Source organism: Komagataeibacter diospyri (assembly GCF_006538165.1).
GTDB lineage: Bacteria > Pseudomonadota > Alphaproteobacteria > Acetobacterales > Acetobacteraceae > Komagataeibacter > Komagataeibacter diospyri.
On the sequence record NZ_BDLU01000066.1, the window covers coordinates 1 to 18,528 of the forward strand.

The window sequence follows — 18,528 nt, forward strand, 5'->3', positions numbered from 1 at the left end:
TTGGGGTCATTCATCCAGTTGCGTCGGGGCGTATAATGCAGCAGCGGCCGCCACTGCGGGGTGGTGGCCTGTAACGGAGGGATCTGTTGCGTGTCGGCTGCCTGCGCCATCGCCAGCGCAGGCAGATTGGTCAGTAATACCATCAATACAGTCCGTCGTATCGTTTCTGCCCGCATATTATTGATGTCTCCCCCTTCAGAATGCAGGCATCATATGAACAGTGGCCGCATTATTGCTGCTGGACGAACGAAGCAAGTGACACATTGGCGCTGGATGACGTTCCGGACCGCAGCAGATCACGCACAAATCCCTGCCAGTCCAGATCATGCCGGTTTGCCGGGATGTTGCCATATCCCCCCAGTCCGTTCTGACCGTAAGACAGGTCGATCTGGGTGATTGCATCACTGATCTGGATCTTCACGGTGGGCGCCAGTGCCCCGCCACGTCGGCCTTCTACCGTGTCGATGAACGATTCAACCAGGCCATTGGGCATTACATAATGCGAATAGGCCTGAAAAGCTCGTGGGTTCTGCTGTGGATCGGGATCAAAATCCGAACCCGCTGCGGTATTGAGGTCGGTGGGGTTGCCCAGTGCCAGACCGCTGCCCCAGTTCAGCGGCTCGAAATCGCTTCTCACGCCATTGCCGACAAAACCGTAGACCCCATCCGGCCCATCAATGCCGGCTGCAAAAGTCGAGCGATGACTGATGGTGAACAGATAGTATTTCCCATCCTTGATATAGACCTGAGGCCGCTCGGTCTGGTCATTGACACAGTTTGCAGAAATAAGGGGTGGCAGGAAACGCCATTGCGTCAGGGAGCTGTCGGTGGATACCGCCAGGCCAATATTGGCTTTCTGGTATGTTGCCCCCGAATTCTGTACGGTATCCAGGTCTTCGGCATATGGGTCGCCCGCCTGATAGCCAAGATCGGCTGCCGTGCAGTCCTTGGCGCCGCGTTCGCCTGCCGTGTTCCCTTCGAATACCATGAATGTCTGTCCGGGGTTCTGCGGATCCTCGAACGTGAAGGGGTCGCGGAAGGAATAGAATTCATTCTGCTGCCCGGTCTGGTAATAGGTTCCATCAGGCTGAAGCAGGCCGGTATGGTTGTTGAAACCGGTAAACCAGACATGGTTCAGGTCCGCATGGATCCGGCCATTCGCCTTGGAAATGATCGCAACGGGGGGCGCGACGTTTGCACCATCCGCCGTGCGGTTGAAGCCAAGTGCGGTATAAAACACCGCCACCTCGTTCCCGTCCGTTTTCAGCAGGCGGGTCGATCCCGACCATTCGGCATTGTTGGTCAGTGTTGTGGAACCGAATACCTTTATGCTGGCTCCGTCGGGGAACAGGTGACCACCATATATCCAGCCCCCGTTACGCGGCCGCGCCGAAGCGGGGATGCCTGCACGGCGATAGAAATAACTGATACGTGCATGCACGTGCCGGTCATCAAACGTGTATCCGGCATTGGGGTCAGCCGTAAGCGCGAAAATGACTTCCCATCCATTGTAGCTGAACTGGTTGGCGTGGGCATCGATCAACGTCCATGTATCCCATAGCCAGACATCGGGGTTCGTCTGGGGAAAGTCGGCGGGTATATCGGGCATTGTCACGCTGGTCGGCATGGAATTCGCCCCTACCGCAACATTCGGGTCGGATCGGGCCTTGATCTGCCGCGCATCCGCACGTGTCCACCGGGAGGTGAACGTGTCGAACGGGCTGTAGGCCTGTTGCGAATGGGTCGTGGGCGCCGGAAAACCGGGAACCGGGGTTACTGCGGTCTGCGCGTGCGCCATGGTAAAGGGGATATAGCCCGCAATGCTACTGGCAAGGACCAGCCTGATGGCGGTCCCATATACTTTTCGGCCAGAATGACCGTTGCCGATTATTCTGGGGACATCCTGATTGGAAATTTCCATTTTTACGTACTCCGGCATAGGATGAACCCGCACTTCAGACGCCGTGCCGAAGTATACGGGTTATGGACTCGACGTCATTACTTGTTCCATATCATTATTTCTGGATATTTCAGGGCATAAGAACACGATCATGACTGTCGCGTCTATTTTCGTTTTATTTGAGAATCATCTTGCCATATTTCAAGAATATACAGGCATGAGACCTCGTGTCTCGAACGGCAGGGTTATGGACAGGTTGCCGGGACAGAAAAATATTTTAACTGATTTTTAATGCAGACCCGAAGAACAGCCATACGTTTTATTTTCCTACAGGAATATCCCATTCCAGTAATCTGACGGGGACTGCAGAGTTATCCGCAGGTGCCTTCATGATGATCGCATGACGGAAGGCGCGTGCGCCGGACCTGTCTATCGCAGCGGCTTCAATACTGACCACCCGCTCGGCCCGGGGCATTCCACCAGTGGGAAAAGTGTTCCCAACGCTCATCATGGCCTGACGCACCACCGGATCAGCCTGTTCGACAACCGGTTCATCATCCCAGTATATGCTCAGATGCGGTATAAGCCGGGCTGCGATTACGGGCGTCATGCCAAGCACCAGACGCAGTTCTCCCACGCTCTGGAATGGTGCGCCCGGCGGTCCGTAGGGCCGGCCGGCCGTGACATAGGCGGCCATTGTGCCGGGCAGTGCTGCACTGTCAGATGATGCCGGGAAGCGCCACGCACGGATATTGAGGGTGAGCGCCTGCGCTTCGTGCATATCCGACCCTGTCGCCCGTAACAGCGCCAGCAGCAGCCCGGTTGAGGCAATGTTGGGATTGATTTTTCCCGCTTCACTGGTGATCCGCAGGTCCAGGCGGGTGTTTCCGTGCCGGATCAGGTGATCGGTTCCATCCGCCCCCCAATGCCCGGCCGAAGTATCAAGCAGGTGGAACGCTGCTTCCCATATCCCTCCATCGGCTTCCTGCTGCAGGCGTGCATGAAGGCGCAGCATGTCGGTCGCATGTATCTGCCCCCGTCCTGCGGATGTGATGGCAAATGCCAGAAATGACAGCAGGACCACCGTCCATAATACGATCAGCAGTGCGAAACCACCATCGGTCATGGTTCGCAGGCACGGCGGTGGGGTTTTCATGGCCCCAGACCGACGCCACGTCGGATGCGGGCCTGCGGGTCGGCGCTGCCGGTGGAACGCATGTTCAGCAGTTCATCGGGCACGCCTGCCGCATTGGGCAATGCATCGCGCAGGTCGGCGGTCAGCGCCTGTGCATCACGCTGGTCATGCATGACATGGGGGGTAATGAGAACCAGCAGTTCCGTGCGCTGGCGGTTATTGCTCTGGTCGCCTGCCAGTATGCCCAGCACCGGGATATCCTTCAGCCACGGAATGCCACTGTTGTTACGTGAAGATGTATCGGTAATCAGCCCGGCCAGCCCCAGCGTCTGCCCGTCCTGTATGACCACGCGGGAAGTGACGGAGCGGTCATTGAAGGTCGGGTTGACCGTGCTGGATGATGTGGAACTGACCGAACTGACTTCCTGCGAAATATCCAGCGTCACCAGTCCGCCGTTATTGACCCGTGGCGTCACCTGCATGATGACCCCGGTGGGCTGGTACGTGAACTGGTTGTAGATCGAGGTCCCGATCGTGCTGGACTGTGATCCCGTCTGGATCGGAACAAGCTGTCCCACCTGCAGGCGCGCGGGCTGGTTGTCCAGCACCATGATCTGGGGCGAGGACAGGACATGTACCTTTGTCACATTCTGCAGTGCGTCCAGGGCGATGGGGGCGCCCCCGCTGCCACTTGCGCTGCCGATTATGAAACCGGGCAGGGTATGACTGAACGCGGCGGAGGCCAGCTTGCCGGTGGTAATGGTCTGGCTGTTGCTGCTCAGGACCCCGTTGATGCCACCCGACTTGAAAAAGAACTGCGTGCCGTAGCGCAGGGCGTCATTCAGTTGCACTTCGGCAATCACGGCATCGATGCGTACCTGCACGGGCAGGATGTCCACCTTGCGCAGCATGTCTTCAATCGTGTCGTTTTCCTGATCGGTGGCATAGATCAGCAGTGCATTATGCTGGGGGCTGGGGATGATCCGCATGCCCCGGACCCGACCGTTTCCCCCGGCGGTATTATCAAGGCCGCCCAGAAGTGGATTGGCGTTCGCAGGCTGCGTGCCGCCAGCCGCACCGCCCTGTGCGCCGGGTTGTGTGACACCGGACATCATGCCCGTGCCGGCCCCCAGTCCGGCCCCGCCACCCGGCGTGCTGCCGGATTGCATGCCCCCCATACCCCCCAGGCCGGACAGGCCCCCACCCATGCCCGTGGTGCCCTGCTGGCCCGCACCGGGAATATTTGCCTGTGGTGGCTGGGTGGGCTGGGCTGTCACATCGTCAGGGGTAAAGGCCTGCTGCAGGATATAGGCCGCGTCATTGGCATTGGTATTCTGGATATAATAGACATGCCATGTACGCATTGTCGTCCGCCGGGTCCGTTCCAGCAGGTCGAACAGCCGACGCGTGTCGGTAATGTATCGGGCGGAACTGGCCACAATCAGCACGGCGTCCACGCGCGACATCGCAATGACCCGTACCATCTGCGCCAGTGTGCCGCCATGACCGCGCAGGGCTTCCTGCAACGCCGTGGCCATGTCGCGTGCCGCACCGGAGGAGACGGGAAGGAGGGCATAGGACTGTCCCGCCAGCATATCGACATCGAAGGCGTGTATAAGATCCACGATCGTATTGCGCGTGACGGGATCGCCGGCGACAAGCAGTGCATTCGCTCCGCTGACTGCGCTGACATGGCCGCTGCCCTGCATGAAGGGTTGCAGCGCCTTGGCAAGGTCTTCCGCCCCGGCATAGCGCAGGGGTACCATGATGCTGCCCGCCATTGCCGGATCTTCCGCCAGCCCCACCGGACTGCCGCCAGCGGTACCCGCCCCGGCAGCGGTGCCCGCAGGTCTGCCGGCACCGGGCGTTACCCGGTACAGGTCGCCCATCCGGCCCAGTGTAGCACCCACTTCCGACAGGAGCATCTGCAGGACCGGCAGCATTTCACCGGCCAGTAGTGGTGTTGCGGTATGCAGTGTGACCGTGCCTGTTACGGCTGGATCGATCGTGTAATTGACGTGCAGCACATTGCCCAATATCTGCGCCACGACATCACGGATATCCGTATCGGCAAAATCCAGCGTCACGGTTCCCGATGGGGTCGTCTGCACTTCGTGACCCAGATGGGGGCTGCTGTCTCGGCCATAGCTGACCTGTGCCGTCATGGGACGATCGGTCGATCCGACCGGCCCGTTCACCGGGGGTTCGGTCCCGCCATGCAGCAACTGGGGACCGGGCAGTGGCGATACCTTGGGCGGTGCGCCCGTATCGCATCCTGTCACGGACATGCACACCAGCAGGGCGGTACACCACCCGGACAGGGTGGCGAAGCGGGTAGGGGCAATAGAAAATGGGTTCATGGATGCGACCGGGCCGGAGGGGGCGGGGGAACGGGAAAGCGGGCTTCAGGGAGTGTAATGGCATCATCCGGACCGGCAGACGCATCGTCGCCCTGCAGGCTGCCTGGTGGGGCGGGTTTGCCACCACCGCGCTCCCGATCAGGACGCAGTTCCGTCATGCCATGACTGCCTTCCACGCCCACTGTTCCCGGTCCGATCCGGCGTATGCGCCATGGCCCGATCACGTCCCCCTCACGCGCCAGTATGCCGCGACTGCCTGCGACCACGGGATTGCCGGGGCCGTGCATGGCGCCCGATGGAACCGCGCCGCGGGGCAGGGAAAAGATGGCAGTCCTGCTGCCGCCCGGTCCGACCACGATGCCACTCAGCCGCATGCCCGGCATGGCCATGGTACCGTTATTTGCCGGGCGACGGGAGGGAACGAACAGGGGCCGCTGGAGGATGGTCGGCAACAGGCCTTCCAGCCGGTCTGTCCCATTCTGCCCGCCCCCCTGCGCCATGGGCAGTCCCCTGAGGATATCGGGTTGCGCAGGCTGGTGGGGGGCGGCGGGACTGCGGCATTCTTCAATCACAATGCCCGCCAGCACCACGCCACAGCAGACCAGCGCCAGCAGGCCGGCAGGAACGGGCAGCCGGCGGGGCAGGGAAGGGCGGATCATTGCCCCCCCTTGCGTGGCGTGCTGCTTTCCGGCCTGTAGGCAATGACGGTCATGGCCGTATCCAGCATGGGACTGTCGCGCCGCGCCCCTGCGGCAAGGTGCAGTTGCAGTTCATCAACCACCATTGCTGGCGTCGCCCGCGCAATTGCATCCAGCAGCCGGACATCCGTTTCAAAGGAAACCGTGGTGGCAATCCGCACGCTGATGCGGTGATAGGCCCCTGATTGCACGGCGGGCAGGGTTTCCACACTCGACAGAGTCGCGCCCAGCGCAGATGCCATTTCCTGCACCCGGTCCTGCAACGCGGCGGCGGTAACCGTATCGTTGGCCCCGTTGAGGAAAAACGACGGCGTGGGGCGGGATGTCGCGGCCCGCTGGCGCAGGGCGGGCAGGGCCGCCGCCAGTTCGGTCATGCGGGCAGTCATTGCGGTACGCATGGCCAGTGTTTCGGCCCGTTGATGGTACCAGCCCATCAGTGGCAGCGCGATGCCGTTCCACATCACCAGAATGACGATACCCGTCATGGCGCATGCCAGTATCCTGCCCGGCCGCCCTTCGGGCAGGATGCCCTGTGTCATGGTGGGGGGCTGCAGGGAAACCATCAGTGTTTTCCCACCGTAGCCTGTATGGAAAACTGGCTGTAGCCCCGGTCGCTGGACTGGGTGACGGGGGCCGCGAAGGATGGTGCCACAAAAACCGGGTCGGCGTTCATCGCCTGTATGACCGCAGTCGTCGCATGGGACTGGCCGCTTATCAGCAGTCGTCCCTGCTGCAGGGACAGGTCGGTCAGGTAGGTCTCATCGGACAGGGCCGTGGTCAGGGCGTCGAGTATGACAAGGGGATTACCCAGTCTCTGCTGTTCGGCGCGCATAAGGTTTCGTCCCGCGGCTTCGCCCTGTATGTCCTGCCTGATGCGGGTCGCGGCCTGTGCCGGGGCACGCACACTGGCCATGCGGCGGTCCAGCCGTGCGTAAGCCACGGACTGCAATACAAAGGGCAGGATCAGGGCCACGACCGCCAGCCCACCGCATGTCGCTGCCGCCCCGGTAAGAAGGTGCCGGGTGCGGCGCTGCGCCTCTGATCCCCGCCGTGTCAGCGAAAGGCGCAGGGGATTATGACCGGGACGGGGGATTTCCAGCGCCACTGGCTCCATGCCGACTGTGCGCAGGACGGGCAGTAACCCACGCAGTGCCGCGGTCGGAACAAGTGAAAGAAGCACATGCAGCCGTCCCGCCGCCATGTCCCGGCGCATGACCCGTGCGCCGAAAACAACATCCGCCGCGACAAAGGGCGTCAGGCGGTCCATTTCGTAGGTCAGTACATGGTCAAGGGAGTGTTCCGCTGCTGGCGGCAGGATCACTTCACGTTCCAGCAGCATCGCGGGATCTGGATGCAGGATGACTTCCCTGCGACCATGGGTTGTCACGATCGCCGCCAGCGCGTCGTGCATGGTGGACTGATCGGGCGCCGGTATGTCCCCATCCTCCGCCTGCCGCGCAGGGGTGGGCAGGGGCATGGCCGTTCCGTCCGGCAGGCGCAGCATGATCCTATCGGGCAGGCAGTCGATCATGTAGCCATCGAATGCACGGCTTTCATGCCTGAGCCACGCAGGCATGAGGTCGCGCATCTGTCGTAACCACCAGTCCCGCACGTCGCGTATTTTCATGGTCAGGGAAACTCTCGCATCCATGGTGTGTTCCGGGTGTCGGAGAAAGTATCGGCCAGCATGGCGATTACGTTTCACTGTCCGGTCTGTGCCGTGGCGAACAGGCGGGCTGCCGATTGCATGACCTGTAACTGATAGGCCCGGTTCAGGTCGGGAGTATGGGAATGGTAATTGCCGACAGCCCGAAGCAGACCGTCATGCGTGGCATCCAGCTGGGTGCGCATGATCGCCCCTGCTGCCGCGATGTTGTAGCAGATGTCATCACGCAACCGGCGATAGACCATGGTTACGGGGGTACCGGTATAACGGGCCAGTGGAACAAGCCATGCCGTATTGACCTGCATGATCCCCAGGTCACGGGTGCCGTTGGTATTGGGGTGTTCCAGACCGGGATACCCCCCTTCCACCGCCTGGATTGCAGGCAGTACGCGCGGCGGAAGATGATAGAGCGATGCGACAAGCGCCATGCAGGCCAGATAAGGAATGCCCATCGTTCTCCCGCACCTTCTGACCGCGACGTTGTGCAATGCGGAGGGATGACCCCGCGCAATCATTTGCAAAACGCAAGAAAAGAACGGCAGTTTATTTCAGGGAAAAGAAAAAATGTCGTCCGTTTCATCGGATTCCACGAAAAACGCGACGAGGCAGGATTCACGTTAATTGAACTGCTTGTCGTTATTGCAATCCTTGGCCTGCTGATCGGGCTGGTCGCCCCGGCGGCCCTGCGCCAGTTGGGTGGGGCGCGGGCCTCCATCGCCCGGCAGTCAATAGAACGGATGGGGCAGATCCTCGATCTTTATAAACTTGATGTCGGGTCTTATCCTTCCACCGATGAAGGCCTGCAGGCCCTTGTGGCCCGTCCCACCGATTCCGAGACGTGGAACGGTCCTTATGTAAAGGACAGTCATCCGCTGCTCGACCCGTGGAACCATCCTTATATCTATCGCAATCCTTCCGATCGTCCCGGTCATGATTATGACCTGTGCTCTGCCGGACCGGCTGGTCATGGAGATGATCCCGCCCACCAGATATGCAACCCCTAGACGGGATGTGCGGGAATGGACGGAACGTCTCTTGTTGCGCTGCTGGCCGCCCCTTTCGCGGGATCATTCCTTGGTGTCCTGATCCGTCGCCTGCCGCGTGGCCAGCCGGTCATATTGTCCCGGTCCGCCTGTGAGCACTGTGGATCGGTACTGACGGCCCGCGATCTGGTGCCGTTTCTGAGTTATGTCCTGGCGCGCGGACGGTGCCGGTACTGCCATGTACCTATCGGCTGGCTCCATCCCCTGGTCGAGCTGCTGGCGCTGGGGGTGGCGGTTATCGTGACGTGTGCGGGATACATGCGTTTTTCCACACCGGACCCGGTATGGATATGGAGTGGCTGCGCGCTGGGCTGGTGCGTGCTTGCACTGGGCTGGATTGACCTGAAAATTCTGCGTCTGCCCGATGCGCTGACCCTGCCGTTACTGCTGGGGGGATTGCTGTCATGTCGCCTGCTGTCACCCGCAGCCGTGCCCGCGCATACGGTCGCGGCGGCAGTGGGGTATGGCAGTTTTCGTCTGATTGCGCTGATGTACCGTCGCCTGCGCGGGTACGAGGGACTGGGCATGGGGGATGCGAAGCTGCTGGCTGCGGCCGGGGCGTGGACGGGCCTTGATTCCCTGCCTTTCGTCATTGCGGGTGGCGCCATCGTGACACTGGTTGCAACGGGGGTAGCATCATATACCGGCCTGTTCCTGCACAGGCAGATGGATGTCCGGCCTGTGCACAGCGAACGGGGCCATGTGACGGCCATCCGCATTCCGTTCGGGCCGGGGCTGGGTCTGGTCACGTGGCTTGTATTCCTTTTTGATGTGGGGGGCGGCGCGTCATGATGACGGAACCGTATGGGGATGACGCTCCCGTACCGGTAGTCGTGACGGAGGGGACACCTGCACCCGATACAGCGCAGACACGTCTGCTTCAGCTTCTGGCCCGGACGGGGCGGTGCGATCCGCGTACGCTTGATCGCGCACGCCGGGCGGCGGCGGATATGGGGGGGCGGGTTGATATCGCCCTTCTGCGGCTGGGGCTGATTTCAGAACGGGGACTGGCGGAAGCCTATGCCGAGCTGCTGGGAATGCCTATTGTCACCCCCGACCAGTTTCCTGCTGAACCCATCCTGTCCGACAGGTTGCGGCCACGTTTCCTGCGTGATGTCCATGCGCTGCCGATCGTCCGCACGGAGCATGCACTTGTCGTCGCGCTGACCGACCCGCTGGACCACTTTGCCACGGCCGCGATCACTGCCGCCACAGGCCTTGCGGTGACACCCGCCATTGCGATCCCCGTTGAGATCGAAGCCGCCTTCGAGCGTCTTTATCCCCCGAGCGATGCGTCGGAAGGAGAAGAAAAAGCCGATACGCCGTTTGAGGAAGATACGGAACGCCTGCGCGATATGGCGTCTGAAGCGCCGGTCATCCGGCTTGTCAATCAGATCATTTTCCGCGCGGTCGAAAACCGGGCATCCGATATCCATATCGAACCGTTCGAAGACCGCCTGCGCATACGCTACCGTTATGACGGTATATTGCACGAAGTCGAAAGCCCGCCTGCATCACTGACGGCGGCTGTCATCTCGCGTATCAAGATCATGGCGCGTCTTGACATTGCCGAACGCCGCCTGCCGCAGGATGGACGTATCCGCCTGCCCATCCGGGGGCATGAGGTCGATTTCCGCGTTTCCACCATTCCCTCCCTGCATGGTGAAACGGTGGTGCTGCGCGTTCTGGACCGCTCGGCCGTAACGTTTGATTATGCAGCCCTTGGTATAGCACCAGCCGTGGTCGCGTGCCTGTCCCGGACGCTTGCGCTGCCCAATGGCATGGTTCTGGTGACCGGGCCGACCGGATCGGGGAAAACCACAACCCTTTATTCCGGTCTGCTAACCCTCAATACGGTTGATCGGAATGTTGTCACGGTCGAGGACCCGATCGAATTCCAGCTACCCGGCATCAGCCAGATTCAGGTCAAGCCACAGATCGGCCTGAACTTTGCAACATTACTGCGTGCCATCCTGCGACAGGATCCGGATGTCGTGATGGTGGGCGAAATCCGTGACGTGGAAACCGCGCAGATCGCGGTTCAGGCCGCCCTGACCGGGCATCTGGTCCTGTCCACCCTGCATACGAACTCTGCCGCTGCCGCCATCGTGCGCCTGCGCGACATGGGGGTGGAGGATTATCTTCTGACCGCCGTGCTGCGTGGGGTCATGGCGCAGCGCCTAGTGCGGCGGTTGTGCGGGGCCTGCCGCCAGCCCCGGCCGGCATCACCCGAACTGGTTACCCGTTTTGGCCTGGCGGAACGCAGTGGCGGGCAGGCAGTCATCCTGTTTCAGCCCATGGGCTGTCCCCGTTGCCGTCACACCGGGTATGCCGGTCGTCTGGCCATTACGGAATTCCTGGTGCCTGATGAGGTGGTCACGCATCTGGTCTTTACGGGCGGCGACCACGCGGCCATTGAACGTGCGGCGATTGCAGGCGGCATGGTGCCGATGTTCGAGACGGGGCTGGACGCCGCCCTTGCCGGCCAGACCACGATCGAGGAAGTCACCCGCAGCATACGGGCGGAACAGCCATGATCCAGCCTTCGTCCGCCAGTCATACATTCCGCTTTTCGGCCCTGACCCCCGACGGACAGACCATACGGGGTACGGTCAGTGCCACCAGCGAGGCCGAAGCCGTCGCATGGATACGGCGGCAGGGTAATCTGCCGCTTCGCGCTGAACCGGGGGGACTGGGAATAATCCAGTTTCTGCTGGGATGGCTGCCGTCGGGAAATTTCCGTTTTGCCGGTCGCCGCCACGGCCTGCGTCGTACGGAGGTCACGCACCTGACGCGGGAGCTTTCCGTCATGCTGGCGGCGGGGCAGGATCTGGACCGGGCCATGCGTTTTCTGGTCGAAACGGCGTCCGGTCCGCGTACGCGCACGGTGCTGGAGCGTATCCGCGTTGCGTTGCGTGACGGGCGCAGCCTGCATGTGGCGCTGGCTTCATGCCCGGACAGTTTTCCGCCGCTGTATGTCGGGCTGGTCCGGGCGGCCGAAGCGGGGGGAAGCCTGTCTGCCACGCTTGAACATCTGGCGGGCATGATGGAGCGTGAACGCGCGCTGGTTGCGACCATCCAGTCCGCCATGATCTATCCTGCCCTGCTGTCGGTCGCCGCCGTGGGGTCTGTCGTTCTGCTTCTGACGCAGGTGCTGCCGCAGTTCGTACCGTTATTCATGGAAAACGGGGCGACACTGCCGCCTTCCACCCGTCTGCTGATCGGGGCGGGGCACTGGCTGGCGCAATACGGGGTGATTGCGCTGTCCGGCCTGTTCCTGATCGGTATGGGAGGAAGGTGGATACTCCGCCAGCCCGGTCCCCGCCTGCGTGCTGACCGGTTATGGCTGCATCTGCCCGTGATCGGCGTGTTATTGCGTGAGACGATCGCAGCACGATTTACACGTACTCTGGGTACCCTGCTGACCAACGGTGTGCCCCTGCTGGCAGCGCTGGGCATTGTACGTGACGTGATCGGCAACCGGGCCGTGCTGGGGGCAGTGGAACAGGCAACGGATACCGCGCGGGGTGGTGGCGTGCTGTCGCGTTCGCTTGGTGCATCCGGCCTGTTTCCCTCCCGCACCATCCATCTGCTCAGGCTGGGAGAGGATACGGCGCAGCTTGGCCCGCTTGCGCTACGGGCCGCCGGTATTCATGAAGAACAGGTGCGCCTGCGGGTACAGCGTCTGGTGGCGCTGCTGGTGCCTTTGATCACCATCGTCATGGGGGCCATGATCGCCGGTATCGTATCGTCGCTGATGCTGGCCATGCTCGGGCTGAACGACCTTGCGCAGCACTAGCGTGAAACGTGCGGAGGGGTTCACCCTTCTTGAAATGATCGTGGTGCTGGCCGTGCTGGGGCTGGTTGGTATGGTGATCGTGTCTCGTGGCCCCATGCGTTCACCCACGCTGGAACTGCGCGTCGCGGCACAGGGCATGACGGCCGCCATGCGTGATGGACGCATGACCGCCATTGTCATGGCCCGCCCCGTCATCTTCAAGGCTAATGCGCCGCTGGGCCGGTATGGCATGGAGGGCAGGCCGTCCCATGCGCTGCCATACGGCGTCATGCTGGCGGATGATGTCACCCTTGTATTCCATCCCGACGGGAGTGTGACGGGCCGTACGGTCACGCTGTTGCGGGGCGGGCGGCGGATCACGCTTGCCGCCAGTGCCCTGACGGGTAGCGTGACGGTGCGTGAGAACGTTCCATGACGGAACGGGCGGGGCATGATGCGGGTTTTACCCTGCTGGAGGTCATGGTCGCCTTTTTCATTGCCGCCCTTGCGCTGGGTGTCCTGTTTGATACGGGCATGGGGGGATGGCGCAACGCATGGATTGCTGATCGCGCGTCAGAGGCCCTGTCACGTGCGCAGTCCCATCTGGCGGTCGTAGGGCATGGGCTGGCTGTGTCGGCTACGGTGCAGGAAGGCGATGATGGCCATGGTTTTCGATGGCGACTGCGCATCGTACCCGTCCAGAGCGCGGGACGCCTTACGCTTTATTCCGTCGAGGTCGCGGAAACGTGGTCGCGCGGTGAGAACAGGACAGCGCCGGCGGATGAAGATAATCCGCGCATGGTCCTGTTGCGCACGATGCGTATTGGTCGGGCGGCAGGGGGCGGACCATGACCCGTCATGACCGATATGACGGGCCTGTATCCGATGCGGGTTTTACGTTGCTGGAACTGCTGGTGGTTCTGGTCATATTCGGCGTCCTGCTGGCCACGCTGGGTCAGGGCACTTATTTTGGCGTCACGGTGTTCGAGCGGCAACGCAGGTCCATTGGGGAAAGCGAGCGCCTGATCGATCTTGACGGCCTGTTACGCCCCATGATCGAACAGGCTGATCCCGGCAGCAGTCTGGATACCCGCACGTTGACGGGTACCCATCATGGTATGGTTTTCCGTACCCGCCTGCCCGAAGGGGCGGCGATGGCGTCTGCCGATCGTCTGGTGGATGTCCGCCTGACCCGCGAAGGGAACGCTCTGCTTTTATCCTGGCTGCCCCATCAGCATGTCATGCCACGGGGATTGCCGGGTCCACCGCAGAGGGCCGTTCTGCTGTCCCCTGTTTCGGATCTGGAAATCAGTTATTTTGCCCGTGGGCAGTGGCTGGCGGAATGGGCAACGGACGGATTTCCCGATCTTGTCCGCATCCGTATCGTATTGTCCGATCGTGAAAGGCGGATATGGCCCGATATCGTTGTCGCATTGATACGCAGCCCGCATAATTAATGTGAATGCACCCGGTATGATCCTTCACGCTCCCGGGGCTGGCTTGATTGCGTGACAATGAACTGCCCCGCGTTTGCCGGAAAAGATCTGTCGAACGATCAGGCTGCGAGCTCAATCCTTTACTGGCTTGCCCTATGACAGCCCCTAAAACAGCAGGATCAGGATGAGCCTTCTATCGGATTTGATTTTTCCATATTTGATGGCCCTGCGAATGGACCGGTGTCACGTCAGGCAACAGGCCGATCCCGGACGTCGGGATGTACATGCTGGCCTGACCGACAGTCATGCTGACCATGGGGCGGGTGCTGGTCATGATATGCGCCCCCTGGCATGAAAAGCCAGCGGGCGTAAGGTCCACGGTTATCGTGATATCAGGCCAGTGGGTACGGACCACATGGCGGCTGAATGATCCTCTGCCGCTTTATGACTGCCAGTTTGGTAATCGCACGCGGATAGGCCCATTTGTAAAGACCCGACGCGACGATTACAGCGATACCGACAAAGGTCCAGTTGTCCAGCGGTTCATGGAATACGTAGAAACTGAACGCCACGGCCCACAGCATCTGGCTGTATTGCGGCAGGGCGATTGCGCTGGCGGTAGCCCGGGTGGCGGCCATCATCATGAGAAGCTGCCCGAGTGCGGCAAGAAAACCATAGCCGAACAGGAACATCCATACCGTTGCCCCCTGTGGCCAGCTTGCATGGGCCAGCATCAGGATACCATTGCCCAGCAGGGGACCGCACAGGCTGGAACTGAACATGGACAGGCGTGGTGTGTTCTTTCCTGACAACCTGTAGGCAATGACGCCGACCGCATTCGCCACGGCCGAGATCAGCGCGCACAGATGTCCGAACTGAAGCGCGCGCAGACCGGGTCGCAGCACGATCAGCACGCCGACAAAGCCCACGATGACCGACAGCCATCCCAGTGTGGAAACCTTTTCACGCAGCAGTAAGACCGAGAGGATGGTCACAAAAAGTGGCATGAGGAAAATAAGGGAGAAAGCCTCCGGCATGGGCAGGAGCATGAAGGCTTCGACACTCGCCGCCGTAGCGACAAAGGTGGATACCGCCCGCACCAGCCACATGACCGGCTGCCTGATTACGAGCAGGTCGCGGTAGGATTCGTTTTTTCCCCGTATGAAGGGAATAAGCAGCAGCCCGAAAACACCGCCGGAAAACGCCACTTCAAACGGATCAATCTGCCCCGCAAGCAGCTTTGAATAAGCGTCACTGATCGAAAACGAGGCGAATGCCGCAAACGCCAGCATCATGCCCGCCGAAAGACCGGTATTCTTCATCCACACTGCTCACGAAAAAATTATTCAGGCGCAGATATGGATGTTGATGGGGAAAGACCAGCGCTTGTCGGTAAATCCAGTCATGCGTTTTTTACGACGGATTTCATATGACGTGTCCGGTTTTTTCGGGTAGCAGGTTGCGCCCGAAAATCATGGCCTGCCCCTGTAAAACGGGCGGTAGTCGGCTATCAGCACGCTGCTGCTTTACTGGTGCCCGACCCGTTTCGGGCCCGGACATTCCTGGCTATGGGGTGCGGTATCCATGTTGGCGTGCCAGCCGGCATGGGCAGGAGACGCTGCCATGAGGGGCGTCGCCCCATACGCGTAATAGGAGGGACTGATCTGTGTAATGTGAAACAGGATGTGCATTTGGCAGATCTGTCGTGGATTTGCGGAATTCAGAAAAATGATGCGCTGTTTTCTTTATTTTCTGGTATGGAGCTTATCTCCCGGGATTTTTACTTTTGGGTAAACCGGGGCGTAAGTTCAGCCCTTGCCAGAAGTCATTTTCCGTATTCGAAACCCTGAAGCTGTCATACGCAGCATGTCATTGGGTCAGTTTACATGAATGGTGATGGCCATCTGTCTGATTTCGCCTGTCTGTCCTGGTGTGGCAGGTCATGCAGATGATATTTCATTTGGGCAAATGGATACGTATATTTTATAAGTATTATCGATTGTAATGCGTTTGCAATATTTAGTGATGGTCATTTTATCTTTCTGCGCATGATCGTTACAAACCGTTGTACCGATGATCTGGATGAATATAAGCCAATGCGATGAAAAATAAGAAAAAAATGATATGATTGTAATTTCGGCATAATATAGACTATAAGGATAAATATATCCTTTGGAATGCATCTGTGAATTATACCAATTGGGATAAATAATATATCACGATTAGTTGATTTGTATTAATGATACTTATCGGCGATCGGGTAAGGTATATTTTTGTTGCAACAAGCATTCGATTAAGGACGTAAGCGCTTAATCCGCCACAGAAATCGTTAAAGTAACATGGATATTCAAATTATTGATTATCCACACAGTTATAAAATATAACATAATCTACGTCATACACATTTTGTCTAAGTAAATTGGTCATATGTATTATGGCGTGTGTTTACTCATGGAATGATGCCGTGCCCCAATTGTTTGAAACGATAGTGGATTCCAACATGCCCCTTCTTATTTCTGCCCTGATCGTCTGTATCGCGGGTTCGTGGATCACTGTACGTATCATGGCGCGTATCGCTGCAACGCCAGGACGACAAAACCATTCATGGTATCTGCAATGTGCGGCAGCTGGCGCGACCACCATCTGGTGCACCCATTTCTTGGCCTTGCTGGCTTACATGCCCGGCGTTGCTGGCCTGCTGAACATTCCGCTCACGCTGTTTTCGTTCATTGTGGCGGCCGGGGGCGTACTGGCGGCAACCGTCATCGCGACCACCAGCAAAAGCCGGATGGGGCCGGCCATGGGGGGCGCCGTACTGGGGCTGGCTATTGCTGGCATGCATTATTCAGGAATGTATGCAGTAGATTTTGGCGAACATATGGCATGGAGCGCGCCAACAATCGCATTGTCCCTGCTGCTGGGCATGGTTTTTGGCACCCTGTCGCTTCAGTGCCTGCTGCGCAGCGCGAACCGGCACCGCGAATTTCTGGCGACGGTCCTGTTTGTCGCTGCCATTGCCGGACTGCATTTTGTCGGCGTGTCAGCCATGCGCACGACCATGTTGTCTGCTGACCTTACATCTGGTGGCAATGCACCGGTCGTGCTCGGGGTTGCGCTGGCCATCACGACCCTTCTGCTTGTCGCCACGGGGGGCAACAGCTTTTCGATTGATGATGCGACGCGGGCGGAATCCTATGAACGCATGCGGCAGATGGCCCTGCACGATGCCCTGACGTCGCTGCCGAACCGTGTCAGCTTCAACGATCATCTGGATCAGGTGATCGAGGATGCCAAAAAGGACGGAACGCAATTTGCCCTGATCGGCATTGACCTAAATAAATTCAAGGAAATCAATGATGTAAGGGGGCACGCTGCAGGGGATGCCGTTCTGGTCACCATTGCCAACCGGTTTACCGAAATGCTGGGGAAAGGGGAATTCGTGGCCCGTCTGGGTGGTGATGAATTCGCGGCGGTCCACCTGACCAGCAATCCCGACGAACTGACGGCTTTTGTTGCCCGGATCGAGGAAGCCATCAACCTGCCCATCCCGATTGATGATTACGCCGTCACTACCGGCGGAAGCGTGGGGCTGGCGCTGTTCCCGAAGGATGCGACCGACAAGGAAACACTTGTGACACGCGCGGACCTTGCGATGTATCGCGCCAAGGCGGACCCGGTGCGGACTGTCGCCTATTATGAACCATCCATGGATGAAACGGTCCGTGAGGCACGTGCGCTTGCGGCGGATCTCAGGACTGCAATGGAGAAGGGTGAACTTTCCCTGCATTATCAGGTACAGACGGCCATAGCGACGGGCGAGATATTTGGCTACGAAGCCCTGCTGCGCTGGAACCACCCGGAACGTGGCGAGGTGCCTCCCGCCACGTTCATTCCCGTGGCGGAAGAAAATGGCCTGATCATTCCATTGGGTGAATGGGTGCTGCAGACCGCCTGCGCACAGGCGGCCCACTGGGATCCTGCCTATAAACTGGCGGTAAACCTGTCGCCGGTACAGTTCTTTCATCCTGACCTGTTTCGGCTGGTTCAGGAAACGCTGGAAAATACCGGGCTGGCGCCAGCCCGGCTGGAACTGGAATTAACGGAAACTTCAATTATTGATGACAAGCAACGTGCATTGGAAATCGTACGCAGGATCAAGGAACTGGGCGTTGCGATTGCACTGGATGATTTCGGGACGGGTTATTCATCCATCGATACGCTGCGGTCCTTCCCATTTGACCGGATCAAGCTGGATGGCAGTTTCATGAAGGGGATCGAAACCAATTCGGATGCCGCCGCCATTGTCCGCTCGGTCCTGGCCCTTGGCCGCACCATGAATATCTCCGTGCTGGCGGAAGGGATTGAAACGCCACGACAGCTTGAAGTCCTGCGGGGCGAAGGCTGTGTGGCGGGACAGGGCTTCCTGCTGGGGCGTCCGGCCCGTCCTGAGGCACTGGGACTGCAATCAGCCTGACCCACGACCCCGTTTTACCGTCCGATGCAGACTAACGC

Annotated in this window: 16 protein-coding genes; 8 read left to right on the forward strand and 8 right to left on the reverse strand. The window is 59.7% G+C overall.

Translation table 11 applies throughout. The annotated features are described in order from the left end of the window. Positions 1-229: 229 nt before the first annotated feature. From MSKU9_RS15810 to MSKU9_RS15840, 7 genes are all read right to left on the reverse strand, one after another. A complete protein-coding gene (locus MSKU9_RS15810) occupies positions 230-1,921 on the reverse strand; it encodes a glycoside hydrolase family 68 protein (protein WP_306343023.1) in 1,692 nt (563 codons plus the stop codon). A gap of 298 nt (positions 1,922-2,219) precedes the next feature. Beyond that, positions 2,220-3,056 (reverse strand): type II secretion system minor pseudopilin, encoded by an 837-nt coding sequence (locus tag MSKU9_RS15815; RefSeq protein WP_141262343.1) that lies wholly within the window; start codon positions 3,054-3,056, stop codon positions 2,220-2,222. Further along, positions 3,053-5,395 (reverse strand): type II secretion system secretin GspD, encoded by a 2,343-nt coding sequence (gspD, locus tag MSKU9_RS15820; RefSeq protein ID WP_141262344.1) that lies wholly within the window; start codon positions 5,393-5,395, stop codon positions 3,053-3,055. Before gspD ends, MSKU9_RS15815 begins: the two co-directional genes overlap by 4 nt. After that, positions 5,392-6,054, reverse strand: a complete 663-nt coding sequence (locus MSKU9_RS15825; RefSeq protein WP_141262345.1) for a hypothetical protein — start codon at positions 6,052-6,054, stop codon at positions 5,392-5,394. The genes gspD and MSKU9_RS15825 overlap by 4 nt, the downstream gene beginning before the upstream one ends. Further along, positions 6,051-6,656 (reverse strand): type II secretion system protein GspM, encoded by a 606-nt coding sequence (gspM, locus tag MSKU9_RS15830; RefSeq protein WP_141262346.1) that lies wholly within the window; start codon positions 6,654-6,656, stop codon positions 6,051-6,053. Before gspM ends, MSKU9_RS15825 begins: the two co-directional genes overlap by 4 nt. Continuing rightward, positions 6,656-7,744 (reverse strand): PilN domain-containing protein, encoded by a 1,089-nt coding sequence (locus MSKU9_RS15835; protein WP_141262347.1) that lies wholly within the window; start codon positions 7,742-7,744, stop codon positions 6,656-6,658. The genes gspM and MSKU9_RS15835 overlap by 1 nt, the downstream gene beginning before the upstream one ends. A gap of 50 nt (positions 7,745-7,794) precedes the next feature. Further along, complete coding sequence (locus MSKU9_RS15840; protein ID WP_141262348.1) at positions 7,795-8,211, reverse strand: lytic transglycosylase domain-containing protein; 417 nt, start codon at positions 8,209-8,211, stop codon at positions 7,795-7,797. 126 nt (positions 8,212-8,337) lie between these two features. On the opposite strand from MSKU9_RS15840, the gene gspG reads away from it, so the two are divergent. From gspG to MSKU9_RS15875, 7 genes are read left to right on the forward strand one after another with little or no spacing between them, the layout of a single operon-like run. Beyond that, entirely contained in the window at positions 8,338-8,763 is a 426-nt protein-coding gene (gene gspG, locus MSKU9_RS15845) for a type II secretion system major pseudopilin GspG (RefSeq protein WP_227001129.1), read from the forward strand. A gap of 15 nt (positions 8,764-8,778) precedes the next feature. Then, the gene (locus MSKU9_RS15850) at positions 8,779-9,594 is read left to right on the forward strand and encodes a prepilin peptidase (RefSeq protein ID WP_141262350.1); all 816 of its coding nucleotides are present in this window, start codon (positions 8,779-8,781) and stop codon (positions 9,592-9,594) included. Beyond that, positions 9,591-11,339, forward strand: a complete 1,749-nt coding sequence (locus MSKU9_RS15855) for a GspE/PulE family protein (RefSeq protein WP_227002522.1) — start codon at positions 9,591-9,593, stop codon at positions 11,337-11,339. The genes MSKU9_RS15850 and MSKU9_RS15855 overlap by 4 nt, the downstream gene beginning before the upstream one ends. Then, on the forward strand, positions 11,336-12,601 hold the full coding sequence (locus MSKU9_RS15860; protein WP_141262351.1) for a type II secretion system F family protein: 1,266 nt from the start codon (positions 11,336-11,338) through the stop codon (positions 12,599-12,601). Before MSKU9_RS15855 ends, MSKU9_RS15860 begins: the two co-directional genes overlap by 4 nt. Before the next feature lies 1 nt (position 12,602). Beyond that, positions 12,603-13,016 carry a prepilin-type N-terminal cleavage/methylation domain-containing protein gene (locus tag MSKU9_RS15865; protein ID WP_162515749.1) on the forward strand — a complete coding sequence of 138 codons (414 nt, stop codon included), beginning with the start codon at positions 12,603-12,605 and terminating at the stop codon, positions 13,014-13,016. Further along, the gene (locus tag MSKU9_RS15870; RefSeq protein ID WP_141262353.1) at positions 13,013-13,432 is read left to right on the forward strand and encodes a PulJ/GspJ family protein; all 420 of its coding nucleotides are present in this window, start codon (positions 13,013-13,015) and stop codon (positions 13,430-13,432) included. Before MSKU9_RS15865 ends, MSKU9_RS15870 begins: the two co-directional genes overlap by 4 nt. Continuing rightward, entirely contained in the window at positions 13,429-14,037 is a 609-nt protein-coding gene (locus MSKU9_RS15875; protein ID WP_141262354.1) for a prepilin-type N-terminal cleavage/methylation domain-containing protein, read from the forward strand. Before MSKU9_RS15870 ends, MSKU9_RS15875 begins: the two co-directional genes overlap by 4 nt. Positions 14,038-14,408: 371 nt before the next feature. Here the strand turns inward: MSKU9_RS15875 and MSKU9_RS15880 are convergent, their stop codons facing one another. Beyond that, positions 14,409-15,338, reverse strand: coding sequence for a DMT family transporter (locus tag MSKU9_RS15880; protein ID WP_141262355.1), 930 nt, complete (start codon positions 15,336-15,338; stop codon positions 14,409-14,411). A gap of 1,178 nt (positions 15,339-16,516) precedes the next feature. Here MSKU9_RS15880 and MSKU9_RS15885 point away from each other — a divergent pair. Next, positions 16,517-18,490 carry a putative bifunctional diguanylate cyclase/phosphodiesterase gene (locus MSKU9_RS15885; RefSeq protein WP_227001122.1) on the forward strand — a complete coding sequence of 658 codons (1,974 nt, stop codon included), beginning with the start codon at positions 16,517-16,519 and terminating at the stop codon, positions 18,488-18,490. Positions 18,491-18,528 lie beyond the last annotated feature (38 nt).